This window comes from Polaromonas sp. P1_E12 (assembly GCF_056405975.1).
In genome coordinates this window covers 181,901-199,517 of the sequence record NZ_JBFUBB010000005.1, presented here as the reverse complement: position 1 = coordinate 199,517, position 17,617 = coordinate 181,901, and the positions used below count along the sequence as shown (strand labels likewise).

At 59.5% G+C, this 17,617-nt stretch carries 18 protein-coding genes and 1 pseudogene; 2 read left to right on the top strand and 17 right to left on the bottom strand.

The window, feature by feature from the left end; all coding sequences use genetic code 11:
• Nucleotides 1-117 precede the first annotated feature (117 nt).
• The 12 genes and pseudogenes from AC1D13_RS15625 to AC1D13_RS15570 all read right to left on the bottom strand — a co-directional run bounded on the left by AC1D13_RS15625 (nucleotide 118) and on the right by AC1D13_RS15570 (nucleotide 11,868).
• A complete protein-coding gene (locus tag AC1D13_RS15625) occupies nucleotides 118-1,776 on the bottom strand; it encodes an MFS transporter (protein WP_457282873.1) in 1,659 nt (552 codons plus the stop codon).
• Between the two features lie 192 nt (nucleotides 1,777-1,968).
• Entirely contained in the window at nucleotides 1,969-2,619 is a 651-nt protein-coding gene (locus tag AC1D13_RS15620; protein WP_477689944.1) for a 2-hydroxychromene-2-carboxylate isomerase, read from the bottom strand.
• Between the two features lie 47 nt (nucleotides 2,620-2,666).
• Nucleotides 2,667-2,915, bottom strand: a complete 249-nt coding sequence (locus tag AC1D13_RS15615; RefSeq protein WP_477689943.1) for a DUF1289 domain-containing protein — start codon at nucleotides 2,913-2,915, stop codon at nucleotides 2,667-2,669.
• Between the two features lie 12 nt (nucleotides 2,916-2,927).
• Nucleotides 2,928-3,419, bottom strand: a pseudogene (locus AC1D13_RS15610) (YbaK/EbsC family protein); the annotation flags it as partial.
• A 1-nt stretch (nucleotide 3,420) separates the two neighbouring features.
• Nucleotides 3,421-4,341 carry a hydroxymethylglutaryl-CoA lyase gene (locus tag AC1D13_RS15605; RefSeq protein WP_477689859.1) on the bottom strand — a complete coding sequence of 307 codons (921 nt, stop codon included), beginning with the start codon at nucleotides 4,339-4,341 and terminating at the stop codon, nucleotides 3,421-3,423.
• A 26-nt stretch (nucleotides 4,342-4,367) separates the two neighbouring features.
• Nucleotides 4,368-4,826: a DUF3592 domain-containing protein gene (locus tag AC1D13_RS15600; RefSeq protein ID WP_477689858.1), complete on the bottom strand. Its 459-nt coding sequence runs from the start codon at nucleotides 4,824-4,826 to the stop codon at nucleotides 4,368-4,370.
• A 36-nt stretch (nucleotides 4,827-4,862) separates the two neighbouring features.
• Complete coding sequence (locus AC1D13_RS15595) at nucleotides 4,863-5,792, bottom strand: 2-hydroxyacid dehydrogenase (protein WP_477689857.1); 930 nt, start codon at nucleotides 5,790-5,792, stop codon at nucleotides 4,863-4,865.
• A gap of 36 nt (nucleotides 5,793-5,828) precedes the next feature.
• The gene (locus AC1D13_RS15590) at nucleotides 5,829-7,820 is read right to left on the bottom strand and encodes an acetyl/propionyl/methylcrotonyl-CoA carboxylase subunit alpha (RefSeq protein WP_477689856.1); all 1,992 of its coding nucleotides are present in this window, start codon (nucleotides 7,818-7,820) and stop codon (nucleotides 5,829-5,831) included.
• Nucleotides 7,813-8,481 carry a DUF4126 domain-containing protein gene (locus AC1D13_RS15585; protein WP_477689855.1) on the bottom strand — a complete coding sequence of 223 codons (669 nt, stop codon included), beginning with the start codon at nucleotides 8,479-8,481 and terminating at the stop codon, nucleotides 7,813-7,815. Before AC1D13_RS15585 ends, AC1D13_RS15590 begins: the two co-directional genes overlap by 8 nt.
• The gene (locus AC1D13_RS15580; RefSeq protein ID WP_477689854.1) at nucleotides 8,481-9,260 is read right to left on the bottom strand and encodes an enoyl-CoA hydratase/isomerase family protein; all 780 of its coding nucleotides are present in this window, start codon (nucleotides 9,258-9,260) and stop codon (nucleotides 8,481-8,483) included. The genes AC1D13_RS15585 and AC1D13_RS15580 overlap by 1 nt, the downstream gene beginning before the upstream one ends.
• 1 nt (nucleotide 9,261) lies before the next feature.
• Nucleotides 9,262-10,110, bottom strand: coding sequence for an alpha/beta hydrolase family protein (locus AC1D13_RS15575; protein WP_477666803.1), 849 nt, complete (start codon nucleotides 10,108-10,110; stop codon nucleotides 9,262-9,264).
• A 135-nt stretch (nucleotides 10,111-10,245) separates the two neighbouring features.
• Entirely contained in the window at nucleotides 10,246-11,868 is a 1,623-nt protein-coding gene (locus AC1D13_RS15570) for a carboxyl transferase domain-containing protein (protein ID WP_477689853.1), read from the bottom strand.
• Nucleotides 11,869-12,103: 235 nt separating this feature from the next.
• On the opposite strand from AC1D13_RS15570, the gene AC1D13_RS15565 reads away from it, so the two are divergent.
• Nucleotides 12,104-13,090, top strand: a complete 987-nt coding sequence (locus AC1D13_RS15565) for an AraC family transcriptional regulator (protein WP_477689942.1) — start codon at nucleotides 12,104-12,106, stop codon at nucleotides 13,088-13,090.
• 52 nt (nucleotides 13,091-13,142) lie between these two features.
• Entirely contained in the window at nucleotides 13,143-13,817 is a 675-nt protein-coding gene (locus tag AC1D13_RS15560) for a glutathione S-transferase family protein (RefSeq protein ID WP_477689852.1), read from the top strand.
• 266 nt (nucleotides 13,818-14,083) lie between these two features.
• Here AC1D13_RS15560 and AC1D13_RS15555 read toward each other — a convergent pair whose 3' ends face one another.
• The 5 genes from AC1D13_RS15555 to AC1D13_RS15535 all read right to left on the bottom strand — a co-directional run bounded on the left by AC1D13_RS15555 (nucleotide 14,084) and on the right by AC1D13_RS15535 (nucleotide 17,551).
• Nucleotides 14,084-14,401 (bottom strand): hypothetical protein, encoded by a 318-nt coding sequence (locus tag AC1D13_RS15555; RefSeq protein WP_477689851.1) that lies wholly within the window; start codon nucleotides 14,399-14,401, stop codon nucleotides 14,084-14,086.
• A 97-nt stretch (nucleotides 14,402-14,498) separates the two neighbouring features.
• The gene (locus AC1D13_RS15550; protein ID WP_477689850.1) at nucleotides 14,499-14,786 is read right to left on the bottom strand and encodes a hypothetical protein; all 288 of its coding nucleotides are present in this window, start codon (nucleotides 14,784-14,786) and stop codon (nucleotides 14,499-14,501) included.
• Between the two features lie 908 nt (nucleotides 14,787-15,694).
• Nucleotides 15,695-16,111, bottom strand: coding sequence for a ubiquitination-like system serine protease family protein (locus tag AC1D13_RS15545; protein WP_477689849.1), 417 nt, complete (start codon nucleotides 16,109-16,111; stop codon nucleotides 15,695-15,697).
• Nucleotides 16,108-17,337: a ThiF family adenylyltransferase gene (locus AC1D13_RS15540; RefSeq protein WP_477689848.1), complete on the bottom strand. Its 1,230-nt coding sequence runs from the start codon at nucleotides 17,335-17,337 to the stop codon at nucleotides 16,108-16,110. The genes AC1D13_RS15545 and AC1D13_RS15540 overlap by 4 nt, the downstream gene beginning before the upstream one ends.
• Nucleotides 17,282-17,551, bottom strand: a complete 270-nt coding sequence (locus AC1D13_RS15535) for a multiubiquitin domain-containing protein (protein WP_477689847.1) — start codon at nucleotides 17,549-17,551, stop codon at nucleotides 17,282-17,284. The genes AC1D13_RS15540 and AC1D13_RS15535 overlap by 56 nt, the downstream gene beginning before the upstream one ends.
• Nucleotides 17,552-17,617 lie beyond the last annotated feature (66 nt).

Genomic DNA, 17,617 nt, shown 5'->3' with positions numbered 1-17,617 from the left:
CTTTCTCCCAAAAAAAAGCCCCCGGCAAATGGATGACGAGGGCCCGTAAAAAACACAAGGCTTTTCAGCCTGAAAAGGCCGGTGCGGGCTCCTGGCCCGCACCGGCGCAAATACCCATCAGTCGTTGGCGTAAATATCCACGTCCTTGGTTTCCTTGATGAACAAGGTGCCAACCACCAGCGTCATGGCGGCGACGATGATCGGGTACCAGAGGCCGTTGTACATATTGCCGGTCTGCGCCACGATGGCAAAAGCCGTGGTGGGCAGCAGGCCACCGAACCAGCCGTTACCGATGTGGTACGGCAGGCTCATGGAGGTGTAGCGGATGCGCGTCGGGAACAGCTCCACCAGCATGGCGGCGATCGGGCCGTACACCATGGTGACCAGCAGCACCAGATAGAACAGGATGACCGTGACCATGACCTTGTCGACCTTGGCTGGATCAGCCTTGCTCGGGTAGCCGGCAGCCTTCAGGTCGTCCGCGACCGCTTTCTTGAACTCGGCGTCCTTCTTCTTGGCGTCGTCGGCGCTCAGGCCCTTGGCGTTGTAGCTGGGGATGGCGGTTTCGCCGATCTTGATGGTGGCCACGGTGCCGGCGGGTGCTGCGACGTTGTCATAGCTCACCGAAGCGCCTGCCAGCACCTGCTTGGCGATGTCGCAAGAGCTGGTGAACTTGACGGTGCCGGTCGGGTTGAACTGGAACGAGCACTCTTTCGGATCGGCGGTCACAACCACCTTGTTCTTGGCTTGTGCCGCGGCCAGGTCAGGGTTGGCGGCTTTGGTCAGCGCAGTGAACACGGGGAAGTAGGTGACCACAGCCAGCAGGCAGCCGGCCATGATGATGGGCTTGCGGCCGATCTTGTCGGACAGCGTTCCGAAGATCACGAAGAAAGGCGTACCCAGGATCAGCGAATAAGCCACCAGGATGTTGGCCGTGGGGCCGTCGACCTTGAGCGCCTGCGTCAGGAAGAACAGCGCGTAGAACTGGCCGGAGTACCACACCACAGCCTGGCCGGCGGTCAGGCCGATCAGCGCCAGGATCACGATCTTCAGGTTTTTCCACTGGCCGAAAGACTCGGACAAGGGTGCCTTGGAGGTCTTGCCCTCAGCCTTCATTTTCTGGAAGGCAGGAGATTCGTTCATCGACAACCGGATGTAGACCGACACGGCCAGCAGCAGGATGGAGACGATGAACGGAATGCGCCAGCCCCAGTCGGCGAATGCGACTTCGCCCATGGCGGTACGCACACCCAGGATGACCAGCAGACTCAGGAACAGGCCCAGCGTGGCTGTGGTCTGGATCCAGGAGGTATAGGCACCGCGCTTGCCCTGTGGCGAGTGCTCGGCCACATAGACAGCTGCACCGCCGTATTCACCGCCGAGCGCCAGGCCTTGCAGCATGCGCAGGGCAATCAGGATCACCGGAGCGGCGACACCGATGGATGCGTAGTTGGGCAAGAGGCCGACGATGAAGGTCGACAAGCCCATGATCACGATGGTGACCAGGAAGGTGTACTTGCGGCCGATCATGTCGCCCAAGCGGCCGAACACCAGCGCGCCGAAGGGGCGCACGATGAAGCCGGCTGCAAAAGCGAGCAGCGCAAAGATGAAGGCAGAGCCTGCATCCAGTCCGCTGAAGAACTGCTTGGCAATGATGGCTGCCAATGAACCGTAGAGATAGAAGTCGTACCACTCAAATACGGTGCCGAGCGAGGAGGCGAAAATCACCTTCTTCTGCTCGGCTGTCATCGGCCTGTTGTCGACGGCTGTTGCCATGATGTTGTCTCCAAAATAATGAGACTTCCGGTATGGAAGCTACCTTCATTATTTTGGTTGTGCCTGACCTAGCTCTGACGTGAAACTAACAGGAGCTTTCACGAAACTTATGCTTGGCTGACAAGTCAAGGGGAAACCCTTGAAGAACTTTTCAGCATGCGAAGCACCTCAGGGAAAACGCTTAAAACCTTCTTAGGTCCCGCGTTTGATGCCCGTCGCAACCTTACACGCGGCATTCCAGCCATCACCATCAAACCAGGGGCTGCCGAGCAGGTACTCGCGCAGCATCGGCAACGCATCCAGGCCCCAGAAAATTTTGCCGTCCACCTCAAACGCCGGCACGCCAAAAACGCCCTTGGCAATCGCCGCTTCCGTATTGCTTTTAAGCTGCGCCTTCACGCCCTCGTCCTGCACATCGCGTACCGGCGCAAGCTGCTTGAGCAGCGCTTCGTAACGGGCCGCATCGCCGGCTTCACCGCCTTCGCCCCAGACATGGCGAAAGATGGTTTCGCATGCATAGCGGTTGGGCGTGCCACCCTGCCCCTCGGGGCCGCAGGCCACAGCCAGGCGCAGCAAGGGCAATGGGTTGAAGGGGTGGCTGACCGGCATCTTCATCGCGATACCCAGGCTGTGCGCCAGCCACAACACCTGCCGGTAGGTCCAGTCGCGTTTGGGGGCAATCTCCGCAGGGCCCAGCTGGCCATAGTGCTTGAGCATGCCCGCGAACAGCACCGGCGTGTACGCCACGCTGTAGCTCACACCCTTCAGCGCTTCTGGAAGGCGCTCAAAAGCCAAAAAGGCATAGGGCGAAATGACGTCGAAGTAGCATGTGATGTGCTTGATCGCGGGTGCATCACCGGCTGCCGGCTTCATCGTTGTGTTCTCGCCGGTCATGGCTGCATCGCAGCCATGCGCTGCCCTATGGATGTCCAGATATGGCGCTTTGCGGTGTCGTCGGCCCCACTCCACTGCGCAATTTCATCGCGCGTGCGAAAGCAGCCTTCGCACAGGCCCGAAGCCGCGTTCATGCGGCACACGGAAATGCAGGGCGACGGAACGTCCGGCTCATCGTCGAGTGTGGCCGCGCGCAGAGAGACCAGTTCGATCGCGTGCTTCCTCGCCAGTTTGTCTTCGTCCACATTCACCGCAAAGTCCGCCACCGGTGCGCCCGTCAGCAGCTCAAGCTCCTGCGGCGACAGCTGGAACACCGCATGCGGATGGCCCGCGGCCGCCCACACGGTTTCAAAGCGGAACAGCGAGCGGTCAATCAGCGTCACGGAGGGCGTGGCATGCGCCAGCGGCGACACACCGCCTATGGAGAACCCCGTGCGCGCCTTCACAAACTCCGCATCGGCCCGTGCCAGGCGCTTGCCATCGATACACACCATGGCCTCGACCTTTTTTTCATCGACCCGCTGGTCGCCGGACGTCACCACCAGCACGGCGGCATCGTCGGACTTGCGGCGAAAAATAATGCTCTTGGCAATCTGGCCCACCTGCACACCCAGTGCATCGGCTGCCTGCTGCGCGGTGCGCGCGGCATCGTCGAGCATGACAGGCGCATGCAGGTGGCCGCTGTCCAGCAGCACAGCGGCAACCCGCTGCACGCCCTCAGGCAACGTCTTCAATTCGGATCCACACATTTCAATTCAGCCTCTTGTTCAACAAAGCCGTAGCGGCGCGGGAATTGGGCTTTCGCCCCAGGAAATCGCTGATGAATTTTCCCGCATCAATCAACTGATCCAGATCAATGCCCGTTTCAATGTCCATTCCATGCAGCATGTAGACCACGTCTTCTGTGGCGACGTTGCCGGTGGCGCCCTTGGCAAACGGGCAGCCTCCCAAGCCTGCGACGGAGGTGTCGAATTGCCAGACGCCCATTTCCAGCGCGGCCAGCGTGTTGCTGAGCGCCTGGCCGTAGGTGTCGTGAAAATGCCCGGAGACATCGTCGATGTCGAAATGCTTGAGCGTCGCCTCCATGGCGCGCTGCACCTTGAGCGGCGTGCCCACGCCAATCGTGTCGGCCACCCCCACATGCTGCACGCCTATGCCCTTCATCAGGCCGGCGAGCATGTCCACACGTTCAGGCGCAATGTCGCCTTCATAGGGGCAGCCCACGGTGCAGGACATCGCGCCCCGCACATAAATTCCTTTTTCACGCGCGGCCTCGACCACGGGGCGAAAGCGCTCAATGCTTTCGGCAATCGAACAGTTGATGTTCTTCTGGCTGAAAGCCTCGCTGGCCGCGCCGAACACCACGATCTCGTCGGGCCACAGCTCGCGCGACGGCGCAATTGCGGCTTCAAAGCCTTTCATGTTGGGCGTCAGCACCGAATAGCGCACACCCGGCTTGCGCTTGATGCCGGCCATCACCTCGGCGTTGTCGGCCATTTGCGGCACCCACTTGGGCGACACATAACTTGTGACTTCAATCTCTGTGAGGCCCGCATCCTGCAGGCGGTGCACCAGCTCGATCTTCACGGCGGCAGGCACCTGGGCTTTTTCATTTTGCAAGCCGTCGCGCGGGCCGACATCGACAATTTTGACTTTGGAGGGCAAGGACATGGTTTTTCCGTATTCGATTTCAAGTATCAGACGGCCGCAGGCGCCGCACCGCGCGGGCGCAACCACAAAAGCAGCCAACCGGCCAGCACACCCAGCGCACTGAACAACAAAAGAACCCCACCGATAAAGCCCTGCACCAGCACCGACCCCACAATCTGGGCCTGCACCGGATCTGCCACCGGATAACGCACCTTCACGGCCTCACCCACTTTATGGACGGCGCCGCCCTGGCGCACCAGCGGATCAGCCACACGCAGGGTACGGCCATCGTGCGCGGAAAATTCGACAATGCTTTTCTGGCCCGTGCTGAGCTTCAGGCGGGAAGCTTCATGTCCCACCACCCGCCCGGCAACCGTTCGGGTGTCGCTGCCAAGCCCCAGGCTTGAGGCCAGCAACCAGAGCGCTGCCAGGGCTGTCAGCCCGCTAGGCACCAGCAACAACCAGCCCAAAACACTGAGCAGGCGGTGAGATGTGGACGATGGCATCAATGAAACTCCGGGGCCTGCGCTTCAACGGTCACTTCAATAGCCACGCAGTGGATCAACAATACCAGCAACCCGCTCCCCGCGTTCGACGGCACGCACCTTGCCCGCAATCTGGACAATGCTTTCCTCGCGCAGCGTGCGGGCTGAGGTGTGCGGGGTTACCGTGACCTTCGGGTGTTTCCAGAAAGGGTGGTCTGCCGGTAACGGCTCGGTGTGAAACACATCCAGCGTGGCGCCCGCCAGGTGGCCGTTGTCGATCAGCGTGATCAGGTCGCCATCGACCAGGTGACTGCCGCGCGCCACGTTGATGACATAGCCGCCCGGCCGCAACTGCGACAGGGTGTCCAGGTTCATGATGCCCCGCGTTTCAGACGTCAGCGGCAGCAGGCACACCAGGATGCGGCTGGCCGCCAGGAAATCCTGAAAACCCTGCCCACCCGCATCGCCTGAAAAGCACTGCACGCCCTCAATCGTCTTGGGCGACCGGCTCCAGCCATTGACCGGAAAGTCAAACTGGGCCAGCGCGCGGCCGACGCGCTCGCCCAGCACGCCCAGGCCCATCACGCCAATGGGGTAGTCAGTGCGCAGGCGCGGCTTGCGGTACGACCATTTGCCTTCGGCAATATCAGCCTCGTAACCATCGAGCTCGCGAAAGTGGCGAATGACCGCATGGCACACAAACTCGGCCATCTGCACAGACATGCCGGCATCGTCCAGCCGCACCACCGGAACACCTGCCGGTAGCCGCAGCTTCATCAGCGCATCAACGCCGGCGCCAATGTTGAAGATGCCTTTGAGCTTTGGCTGCTCGTCAAAGAACTGCTGGGGCGGCGCCCAGACCACCGCGTAGTCGGCCGGCGCCGCGCCGGCGGACCACAACTCCACCTGTGCATCGGGAAACTCGGCCTTCAGGCCGTCTACCCAAGGCTGGGGTTTGATATCGGAACAGCAAAAACTGATGCGCATGAAGAAAATCCCGTTTGAATCAAAGCAAAGTAAAAATCAAACGGCTATTTTCAACAATTCCGAACCCTCGCTCACCTGGTCGCCCGGCGCATACAGCAACTCCTGCACTACACCATCGGCCGGCGCGGCAATGGTGTGCTCCATCTTCATGGCTTCCATCACCGCCAGTGGCTGGCCCTTGCTCACCTTGTCACCGGCCTTGACGGCAAACGACACCACCTTGCCCGGCATGGGCGCCGTGAGGCGGCCGCCTTCGGCCTGCGCTTCGCCCGCATGGGCCAGCAGGTCAATCGACAGGATCTGCGTCGCGCCTTTCGCGGTGAACACATGGTCCAGCTCGCCCTGGGCATACACGGCAGCCGTCATGCGCTGGCCGGCAAACTGCACGTCAATGCCCTGGGCGGTTTCGGCAAACACCAGCGGGCCCGATGCCCCACCAATCGTCAGGCGCAGCGCACCGTCGTGCAGGTAGGCAAGCGTTGCCTTGGCGGGTTCGCCGTGAAATTCAAACTCAAAGCGGCGCTCCATCACACCATGCGAGCGCCAGCCGTCGCGGCGGCTGAAAGGGTCTGCGCCTTCCATGGCCCGCTCATCCAGCAGGGCTTTGGCCACCGCCGCCGCACCCGCCATGGCCAGGCCCACCGGCTCCTGCTTGAAAAGCACGGCTTCTTCGCGCTGGATCAGCGCGGTGTCGAGGTTGGCCTTGGCAAACGAAGGGCTGCGCACCACATAGCGCAAGAACTGCACATTGGTGCTCAGACCCACGATGCGAGTCTGCGCCAGCGCGTCGTCCAACCGGGCCAGCGCTTCTTCGCGCGTGGCGCCATGCACAATAAGCTTGGCCACCATGGAGTCGTAATAAGGCGAAATTGCATCGCCTTCACGCACGCCGTCATCCACCCGGACCTGTCCTCTCTCGAATGCCGTGTGCGCCGGCTTCTTGTAGACGTGCAGCGTGCCGGTAGCAGGCAGAAAGTTGTTGTCGGGCGTCTCCGCGCAAATACGCGCTTCGATGGCATGGCCGTGGATGCGCAGCTGGTCCTGCGCCAGCGGCAGCTTTTCGCCTGAGGCCACGCGCAGTTGCCACTCGACCAGGTCCAGCCCGGTAATCGCTTCGGTCACGGGGTGTTCGACCTGCAGACGCGTGTTCATTTCCATAAAGAAGAAATTCATGCTGCCGTCGGCTCGCTGCTCGACGATGAACTCCACCGTGCCCGCGCCCACGTAATTCACAGCACGCGCAGCGGCCACAGCGGCCTCACCCATCTGCTTGCGCATGGCTTCCGTCATGCCGGGCGCTGGCGCCTCTTCCAGCACCTTCTGGTGGCGGCGCTGCACCGAGCAGTCGCGCTCAAACAGGTAAACGTAATTGCCATGCGTGTCGCCGAACACCTGGATTTCGATGTGGCGCGGGCGCTGGGCATATTTTTCCACCAGCACCGCGTCATCACCAAAGCTGTTGATGGCCTCGCGTTTGCACGATGCCAAAGCGGCGTCGAAGTCTTCCGTCTTGTCGACAGCGCGCATGCCCTTGCCGCCGCCGCCTGCGCTGGCCTTGATCAGCACCGGGTAGCCAATGCGGTCAGCCTCGCGTTTGAGCAGCGCCGGGTCCTGATCGCTGCCGTGGTAGCCGGGCACCAGCGGTACGCCGGCTTTTTCCATCAGCTGTTTGGACTCGGCCTTCAGGCCCATGGCCTTGATGGCCGACGCCGGTGGGCCGATAAAGACCAGCCCTGCGTCGGCACAGGCCTGGGCAAATTCCTCGTTCTCGCTCAGAAAACCATACCCCGGGTGGATTGCCTCGGCGCCCGTGGCTTTGGCCGCTTCAATGATGCGTTCCCAGCGCAGATAGCTGTCTTTGGGTGCGCTACCGCCGATGTGCACAGCCTCGTCGCAAAAGCCAACATGCTTCGCACCCGCATCGGCATCGGAATACACCGCGACAGATTGAATGGCCATGCGGCGCGCAGTTGCTGCAACGCGGCAAGCGATCTCGCCTCTGTTGGCAATAAGAATTTTTTTAAACATGGTCGTTCTTTGAGAAAGGAGACTTCAAGGTGAAAGCGGAAGCGGTGCCGGGGTCCGGCCTGCCGCTGAAGATGCGGGCCACGCGAATAAACAGCTGGCGCAGGAACCGCCAGCAAATACGGATCAACCAGATGCTGAGCGCCAGCACCAAAGCCAGCACCACCACAAAGATCAGCGGATGGGCAATCGCCAGCCACAGGCCGGCCGGCACCAGCGAGTCTTCGACCAGCGAGGCGCCAATATTGCTGAAAGGCTCGGGCGAGGTGTTGATGGCTGCGCGCGTGGTGGCCTTCGCCGCAAAGCTGGTGGCGGCCAGCGTGCCGCCCAGTAGCGCCGCTACCAACGCGCCCAGGCCGTTGTCGGCGCCAAAGACCGCCGCCGCAAGCGCCGCACCCGCTGGGATGCGAATCACGCCGTGCACCACATCCCACAGCGAATCAAGGCCCGGAATCTTGTCGGCAAAAAATTCAATGAACACCATGAAGCCGCTGACGCCCAGCACCACCGGATTGGCCAGCAGGCGCAGGCCCTGCGGAAGCTCTACCCAGCCCATAAAGCCGGCCAGCCCGGTCAGCAGCACGACAAGGTACAGGCGCACGCCGCTGGCCCAGCCCAGCGCACCGGCGAGAGCAATCAGTTGCGCGGTGTCCAACGCTTGCATCAAGTGATCCAGTTCGGTTTGCGCTTTTGCAGGAAGGATTGAACGCCCTCACGCCCTTCCGCGCTCACACGCACATCGGCAATGCTTTCCACCGTCCTCTGCACCAGTTCCGGCGTGATGGGCTGGCCGCCCACGTCCTGCACCAGTTGCTTGCACAGCTTCACGGCCTCCGGGCCGGCGTTGACAAGGGCCTTCACCATCTCGGCCACCCTGGCGTCCAGCGCGTCGGCCGTCACCACTTCATGAACAAAACCAATGCGCAAGGCCTCCGCCGCATCAAAACGTTCAGCCGTCAGGAAGTAACGATGCGCCGCCCGCGCGCCCATGGCGCGAATCACATACGGGCTGATGGTGGCCGGGATCAGGCCCAGTTTCACCTCACTGAGGCAATAGCCTGCCGTGTCCACTGACACAGCCATGTCGCAAGCCGCCACCAGGCCCATGCCGCCGGCATACACGTCGCCCTGTATGCGGGCAATCACCGGCTTGGGGCATTCATAAACAGCCTGCAGCATGGTGGCCAGGCGGCCCGCGTCTTCCAGGTTTTGCGCATGGGTGTAGTCGGCCATGCTGCGCATCCAGTTCAGGTCGGCGCCTGCGCAAAATGCCGGGCCGTTGGCCGCCAGCACAACGCAGCGCACCTCGTCGTGCATGCCCAGCTCGACAAAAGCCTGCGTCATCTCGGCAATGACCTCCTGGTTGAAAGCATTGCGCACGTCGGGGCGGTTCAGCGTGACGGTCGCCACCAGCGACTCGATCTGGATGTTCAGATGGTTCATCTCATTTGTCCTTTCCGGCTGGCTTGCTAAAGCCCACGGTGTCAAGAAACTCGGCAACCCGCGGCTGCCACACCTCGGGAAAGCGGGAAAACAGGCTGTGCCCGTCTTCGCCATGCGGAGGGTATTGCGTCATCTCGGCCTTGCCACCCGCAGCCACATAGGCGTCGAACCACTCCCTTGGCAGCTTCGGGCCAGAGTACATGTCGTTTTCGGTATAGACCCAGAGCATGGGGATGCGCGCCGTTGCCCCGTAATCGCGAAACAGGCGTTCCAGCATTTGCGGCTGGCAGGGTTGTTGCGGGTGGGTTTTGGGGTTGCCTCCCCCGCCTCCGGCGAAATTAATGCTGGCCTGCACACCCGGCGGGTTGAGCGCAGCGACGGTAGCCGCCGTAGTTCCGCCGTACGATTGCCCCATCACAACAGCCCGGTTCTTCGCAGCGTCCGGCCGTTGCCGCACGGCCTCAAGCACCGCCAGAGTCTGCGCAGCCGCAGCCGCATAGCCCGGTGGATAGTTCTTGCGATTACAGGCACCGCTGTATTCCACGTCCTCGCCACCACTCACGCCGTAGCCGATACGTGTCGGTACGGCGACGATAAAGCCGCGCTGGACAAAAAACTTCGACGCGTTGCTGAACCGTGCCCGCCCGACTTTCACCCGGTCTTCCGGCTCGACAGCACGCCCGTGGTTGAGCACCAGCACCGGGGCCGGCCAGGGATTCACGCCGTCAGAGAAGACGGTCACCTTGATGGTGTGCTCGATCGTCTTGCCGTACGCGTCGACCACCTTCACCGGCAAGTCGAACTGGTCTTCACGCAAGCGAGCCTGCGCGGTGCCGGTGGTGACAAGCATTGCGGCACATAACAGGAAGGGCCAAAGTCGATACTGTTTCACGTCAATACCTTTTTGGCCATTTCTTTCCCACACGATTTCCGTATGCTCAGAATGACGTAGGTGTTGTTCATGGTCTTTATTCGCTCCGCAGGCTTACATGCGGAACACGCCAAACTTCGTATCCGGAATCGGTTGGTTCAGCGTGGCCGACAAGCCCAGCGCCAGCACACGCCGCGTATCGGCCGGGTCAATCACGCCGTCGTCCCAACCCCGCGCCGTGGAGTAATACGGGTGCGACTGCTGGCCAAACTGATCCAGCACCGGCTGCTTGAAGGCGGCCTCTTCTTCGGCGCTCCAGCTGCCGCCCTTGGCTTCAATCGCGTCGCGCTTCACGGTGGCCAGCACGCCGGCGGCCTGTTCGCCGCCCATCACGCAGATGCGCGCGTTCGGCCACATCCACAAAAAGCGTGGTGAATACGCCCGGCCGCACATGCCGTAGTTGCCGGCGCCGTAGCTGCCGCCGATGATCACGGTGAACTTGGGCACCTGGGCCGTGGCCACGGCCGTCACCATCTTGGCGCCGTGGCGGGCAATGCCTTCGGCTTCGTATTTGCGGCCGATCATGAAGCCGGTGATGTTCTGCAGAAACACCAGCGGCACCTTGCGCTGGCAGCACAGCTCGATAAAGTGCGCGCCCTTCTGGGCTGATTCACTGAACAGAATGCCGTTGTTGGCGATGATGCCGACCGGCATGCCTTCAATGTGCGCAAAGCCGCAGACCAGCGTGGGGCCAAAGCGCGCCTTGAACTCATGAAACTCGCTGCCGTCGGCGATGCGGGCAATCACCTCGCGCACGTCATACGGCTTTTTCGGGTCCACCGGAATCACGCCATGCAGCTCTTGCGGGTTGTACAGCGGCGGCACCGGTGCGCGCAGGGCCTGGTCGAAGCGCTTGGTCTTGTTGAGGCTGGCCACGGCCTGGCGGGCCAGGGCCAGTGCATGCGCGTCGTTTTGTGCCAGGTGGTCTGCCACACCCGAAAGCCGCGTGTGCACATCGCCGCCGCCCAGGTCTTCAGCTGAAACGATTTCACCAATGGCCGCCTTCACCAGCGGCGGGCCGCCCAGAAAGATGGTGCCCTGGTTCTTGACGATGATGGTCTCGTCGCTCATGGCCGGCACATACGCGCCGCCGGCCGTGCAGCTGCCCATGACCACGGCAATCTGCGCAATGCCCTGCGCGCTCATGTTGGCCTGGTTAAAAAAGATGCGGCCAAAGTGGTCGCGGTCAGGAAACACGTCGTCCTGGTTGGGCAGGTTGGCACCGCCCGAATCGACCAGGTAGATGCAGGTGAGGTTGTTCTGCATCGCCACTTCCTGCGCGCGCAAATGCTTTTTCACCGTCATCGGGTAGTAGGTGCCGCCTTTGACCGTGGCGTCGTTGCACACGATCATGCAGTCCACCCCATTGACACGGCCGATGCCGGTGATGACGCCGGCGCAGGGCGCGCTGTCGGTGCCGTCGCGGTCAGGGTACATGTCTTTGGCGGCCAGAGGGCCGAGCTCCAGGAAAGGCGTGCCCGGGTCCAGCAGCATCTGCACGCGGTCACGCGGCAGCAGCTTGCCCCGCGACACATGCCGCGCCCGCGTGGCCTCGCCGCCGCCCAGGGCGGCCTTGGCGACTTGCGCGTTCAGGTCGTCCACCTGCGCCTGCATGGCGGCGGCATTGGCCTGAAAGTCGGCAGAACGGGCGTTGAGTTTTGTCTCCAGAGCGGGCATGGCAATTCCTGAAATACGGGTGAAAGGCGCTGAAACGGGGCTGGCCTGCGCCAGCCCTACGGGCGCGTGGGCCCTACCTTAGCGCCAGATTAGCGCTAAAGAGCCAGCTTAGCGAAAACCCGCCCCATTCACACAGCCAATGAGGTTGCAAATCCTGCCACTCGCGTAGAAAATTACCCCCGTGCCCACGAAAGCCGCCACAAGGCCCACCAACCCGCCCAAAGCCGCCACCCCCATGGCCTTTGCCAGAAGCATTACTTCTGCCTACAAACGCTACAACCAAAGCCCGACAGAAGCCCTGAAACTGGCACAGATCACGCCAGCCCAACTCAAACAAGCCAACGCCCACATCACCGCCCGCCAGATGGAGCAACTCTCCGGCGCCGCCATGCAAGAGCTGGACGACGAAGGCCTGGGCGCCTTCAGCCGCAAACTGCCCTGGGGCAGCTACGGCATGCTGGCCCGCGCCTCCATCAGCTCACCCAACCTGGGCGTCGCCCTCAAACGCTGGTGCCGCCACCACGCCCTGATTGCCGACGACATCACCCTGCGCGTCACCACATCCGGCGATACCGCAGCCATCACAGTCGAAGAAAAAGCCCCTGGCAAAGTCGGTGAGTTTGCTTTGGTGCACGTGCTGCGCAACATCCACGGCCTGGCCTGCTGGTATGTGGATTCGCGCATTCCGCTGCAGGGTGCACGCTTTCCGTTTGCCGCACCGCCGCATGTGGAGGCCTATGGGCTGATGTTCCCCGGGCCGCTGCAGTTCAATGCCGCGCAGGCCGAGATCCGGTTTGACGCGCGCTACCTGGGCTTGCCGCTGCGCCGCGATGAAAAAGCCTTGCAGCAAATGCTGCAGCGCGCCTTGCCGTTGACAGTGTTGCAGTACCGGCGCGACAGATTGCTGGTAGAGCAGGTACGCCAGGCGCTGGCCAACCCGGCGGTGGCTTCGCACAATGCAGAGGCTTTGGCGGCGGCGCTGAATATGTCAGCGCGCTCATTACACCGGCAGCTTCAGGAGGAAGGCGCTTCGCTACAGCAGCTCAAGGACGAGGTGCGGTTTGAGAAAGCGAAGGAGTTGTTGCTGCGGACCTCAAAACCGATCAAGCAAGTGGCCGAGGCTTCGGGATTTCGGAACGAGAAGAGTTTTATTCGGGCGTTTCGGGAGTGGAGCGGCCAGTCACCGGCGGAGTTTCGGCAAGGCAAGCAGCCACTGGCCTGATTTGCCCCATTTGTGGCAGGACTTGTGACGCGCTGCCCCCTAGACTGTGCGCATGATCACCCTTCACCACTGCGTCAGCGCCCGCTCGTTCCGGCCCTTGTGGATGCTCGAAGAGCTGGACTTGCCCTACACGCTGCGCATGCTGCCTTTTCCGCCGCGTGCGCTGGCCCGCGAATTCCTGGCAGACAACCCCTTGGGCACCGTGCCGCTGCTGGTTGACGGCGACACCCGCATGACCGAATCTGCAGCGATCTGCCAATACCTTGCGGCACGGCACGGCCCCGGGCAGCTGGATGTCCCGCTGACAGACCCAGCCCATGGCGCTTACCTGAACTGGCTGCACATGGGCGAAGCCACGCTGACCTTTCCGCAAACCCTGGTGCTGCGCTATACCCACTTCGAGCTTGAAGAGCGCAAACAGCCCCAGGTCGCCGAAGACTACAGCCGCTGGTTTCTGGCCCGGTTGAAAGCGATGGACGCCGCCCTGCAGCAACAGGAATTTCTTTGTGCCGGCCGCTTCACCGCAGCCGATGTGTCCGTCCACTACGCCCTGATGCTGGCCAGCCACCTTGGCCTGACGGGAAAATTCCCCGATGCCGTGCGCCGCTACCACCAGCAGCTGGAGCAACGCCCGGCATTCCAGCGCGCCCTGCAAGCGCAGCACCAGGCCGCGCTGGACCAGGGCATTCCCACCACGCCGGCACCGGACATGCGGCCGGGCAAGTGAGTGGAACAGGGGAAGAATTGCCCGCAGGGTTCACTCACAACTTCTGTGGGCAACTCAAGGACGAAGTGCGATTTGAAAAGGCGAAGGAGTTGTTGCTGCGGACCACGAAGCCGATCAAGCAAGTAGCTGAGGTTTCGGGATTGGACCAGCACATCGACTACTGGCTTTCGCCAAACCTCCGAAACATAAGAGTTATATAAACTCGCCGGCGAAGTCAGTACTCATGACTCTATTTCGCAGCCCCCAATGAGGCGCAATTAACGCGTTCAAGTTTTCGCGGGCCCAGCGTCTAGCTGCCTAGCGCCACTATTCCAGGCAATTTTTTCAAAATCCGGCTCATCCATCAGCCAGATTTGCTCATTTGTCATCACCAAAGCAAGCTTGAAAGCTCGCAAAAAATCAATTCCCACCAAAACCACTACCGCTGTCGGTGCAAGTGTCACAACTCCAAGATGACTCCGCTGTGAAAATCCTACCGTAGCAAGAGCTGTAGGCATCGCGACACGACTCCCATCAGCCATTGTTCCTGTGGTTGAAGGCCCAGCTTGAAAGCCAAGCGGGTCGGCGTCTTGCGTCGACATCATGAGGAACCCGCTAAAACCAGTGTCTACCACTGCATCAAATTGCTCAGGATGTCCCTTAGTTCCTGACACCAGTAGACTGATGACAGGATATTTGCCTTTAAAGCGCCCAGCCCAGACCGGCATTGGGGACAAAAAAGCCTAGCTGCACGGCGCTAGAAGAACCGATCCGGATGAGATGCTGGCGATGAGATCCAAAGCGTTTGCTAGCGGTGATCACCGCGTCTTCAGCATATTCGCCGATAACAGCTTCTTCGGTATCAATATCAATCACTAGGTATTGGTCCGGGAATTTCGCTTCGTAAGACGCTTTGAATTTCTGTTCGTAAATGCGCTCACCTGCCTTGACGATTTCCTGCAAGTCGTCGCGCTCAGTAATTACAGTCATGGCCTTGTATGCGTTGCATGTTTGTCGTACATAGGAACTCCTAAAAGTACGGAAAACCGTATTTAACGTCATGCATAACGATGATGCAAACTTGTTATCCACAAAGTTATCCACAAAATCGCGGAGGTCCGAGCTATGCGATTCAGAGCGAAATAGGTGAATATGCAAGATTCATCAGCATTTTTGACCAAAAACAAATGTCGATAACCTGTGCATAACTTTTTTCTGAAATTTATCTCTGATGCGGCGAGATGTCCACAGATGCGTCGGAATTACATTGATTTGCTCGATAACAGCGCCCCCCTTTCACCCAGCTGCAATTCACCTCTCCGAGCGCAATATCCAGCGTTACATCGCTAGCCAAGGTGTCCAAGTCTTCCTGGCGTGCCTTCACAGTTCTAGGGCACCAATAAATGCAACCTGCATGTAGATGCTTATGGGTCGATGTTTCTCGGGTCGCTGCAGTTCAGTGCGCGCAGGCCGGGATCCAGTTTGAGTCACGTCATCTGGCTTTGCCGCTGACGGTGCTGCGGTACTGGTGGGATCGGTTCTTAGTGGGAGGGCGCGGCAGGCGCTGGCGAATCCAGCAGTAGCTTCGCACAATGCGGAATCCTGGCGACAGTTCTCAATATTTCGCCGCGCTTCTCAAACCGCCAGCTTCAAGAGGAACGAGCTTCGCCGCATCAATTTAAAAATGAGGTGCAGTTTGAACAAGTCCCGATCCTGTTGCTGCTGACTGCAAAGACTAGGTGGTTAAGATCTCGGGGCTTCGAAATGAGACGAGTTTTATGATGGCTTTTCGAGAGGGGCAGGAGTGCCGTCGAACCATCTACTCCTTGATTTCAAGAACCCCCTTAAGTGGCAAATCGCTGCCAGTGACGGAGCACAGAACTGACATGACACATCGCTCAACGCCCAAACCAAGCTCGAACCACTTTCCATGCACGTTGCAGTCGGTTGTTATCCAACTTCAACTCATTTTTCTGGTGGATTTGACGCTCTTTGTCACGGTGATCGCGCTCGCGCACACGCGCAATTTGCGCGTCCGACATTAGCCCAGCCCAAATGACTTCATTTTGTTTAATCCAATAATGCGATTTGCAAGGAAAAGACCAGTTTCCAATTGACGGATATAGGCTCACCGCGCTACCACGCCTACGCAACTGCCACTCCGCAGGTGAAAGCGGCGTCACAACTTCTTGTCCGCACCCACAGCAACACAAATGCAGGGCAATTGCATATTTCTCGCTCACATAAAGAATGCCTGGCTCTAACGGATTTGGAGCGGACTCCACGAAGTTCGGACAAATAGAGGTCAATTTCATAATCGAACATCCGAATTTTCGCCTCGAACAAGGGACGGTGCACCAACCGAGAATTGAAGTTGATGTGCTCGAAAATCATCAACGTAAAAGCCGCAGTGCTGCTTCCATTTCATGACCGCAAGTAGCGCGTTCATCGCATTCATATCCGCCACCTGGATATTTTTGTCATAAATTGCCTCCGCTCCATCTTCATGAACAGGTACGCACTTGCCCCAATGCTCTGTTTTGCCTGCGGAAAGGAGCGTTACGCGACAAGCACCATAAAGTTTTTGATCGTCGAGTGCCAACTGAATATCCATGCCGCAATCAATGAACGATTTCTTGCGTGCTATCAAAAATTCCCCAATCAATGCACGGACCGGGCCTTTATCGACGCAGAGAAAGATGAAATCACATCCTTCTAACTCTTCAAGATTTACTTCAGTGACATATTGCGCGTGCGGAATGATTCCCTTGTGCATCGCATCGTAGCGTTGATGAAAATAGTTGACCTTGGGCATACGGCAGGCCAGTTCGTCGGCGCGAGCTGCACCTGGCGCTCGAAATGCATTGTGCTCAAGGAAGTGATCGCCATCGTACAAATGTATTGTCTTAACAGCTGTCTTCGCGAGTTGGTCTAGGACATAACCTCCAGTACCGCCCAATCCAACGATTGCAACGGCGCCCACAGATAGTCGGTCACTTGTAGCGAGATATTGCCCTCGAGCAGAAGCGCTATCAGGGTATCTAAAGACAGATTCTGCGTCGTAGATGACAGCGGCCTGTTTGGTCTGGGCGCTCACGCCAGGCTGCAGGGGTTGCGCTTGGGCAACGATCAGATCGGCATAGTGCATCAACTGAACATAGTGATCTGCGTAACCCACAAATCCATCAGGCTTATTGGAAAAATAGTGGTTTGTCTTAAAGCCTGCAAATCGTTCAGTCACTGAGTGATCAAGCCCAAGCGGATCCATAGGCGCGCCATTCGCATAGCAAGGAAACTCACCAGTGAACCACACCTGATGTGTATTTGGTGGGTCTGCGACTCCTGCATTTGTAGTAAACACAGAAGACAACGTTCCGCGCTTGATCGAGAGGTCCGATGACACGTAGGGAATATCGTGCAGTAGCAAGTGCTGATCCCTCACGGTGATGGAATACCCTTCCTCTATGAAACGCTGCAGCGCCGGATTAAGAGCGACCAGATTTGACGACAACGAACACCATCCCATCTTTAATTTTGACATCTTGTCCGGCGACTAACTGACCGTCGTGACCATGTTCATTTGAATAGCTCACCGAATAGATGATGGAGCCGTCCTGCGGATCGCTTGGATATGCGATTTTGGAAACTTGTTCGTAACTGAGACGACTGTCGGTCACCTCCACTCTCCGAGTGTTTACGACGATTTCAAAGGTTTTATTGTGTCCAGGAGCCTGTTGCGCTTGCTCAGATGTCATGATTGATCCTCAAAGTTGATGTGTAAATGCAATGGTTTGAAGGAACGCCATGACCCGTAACAAACC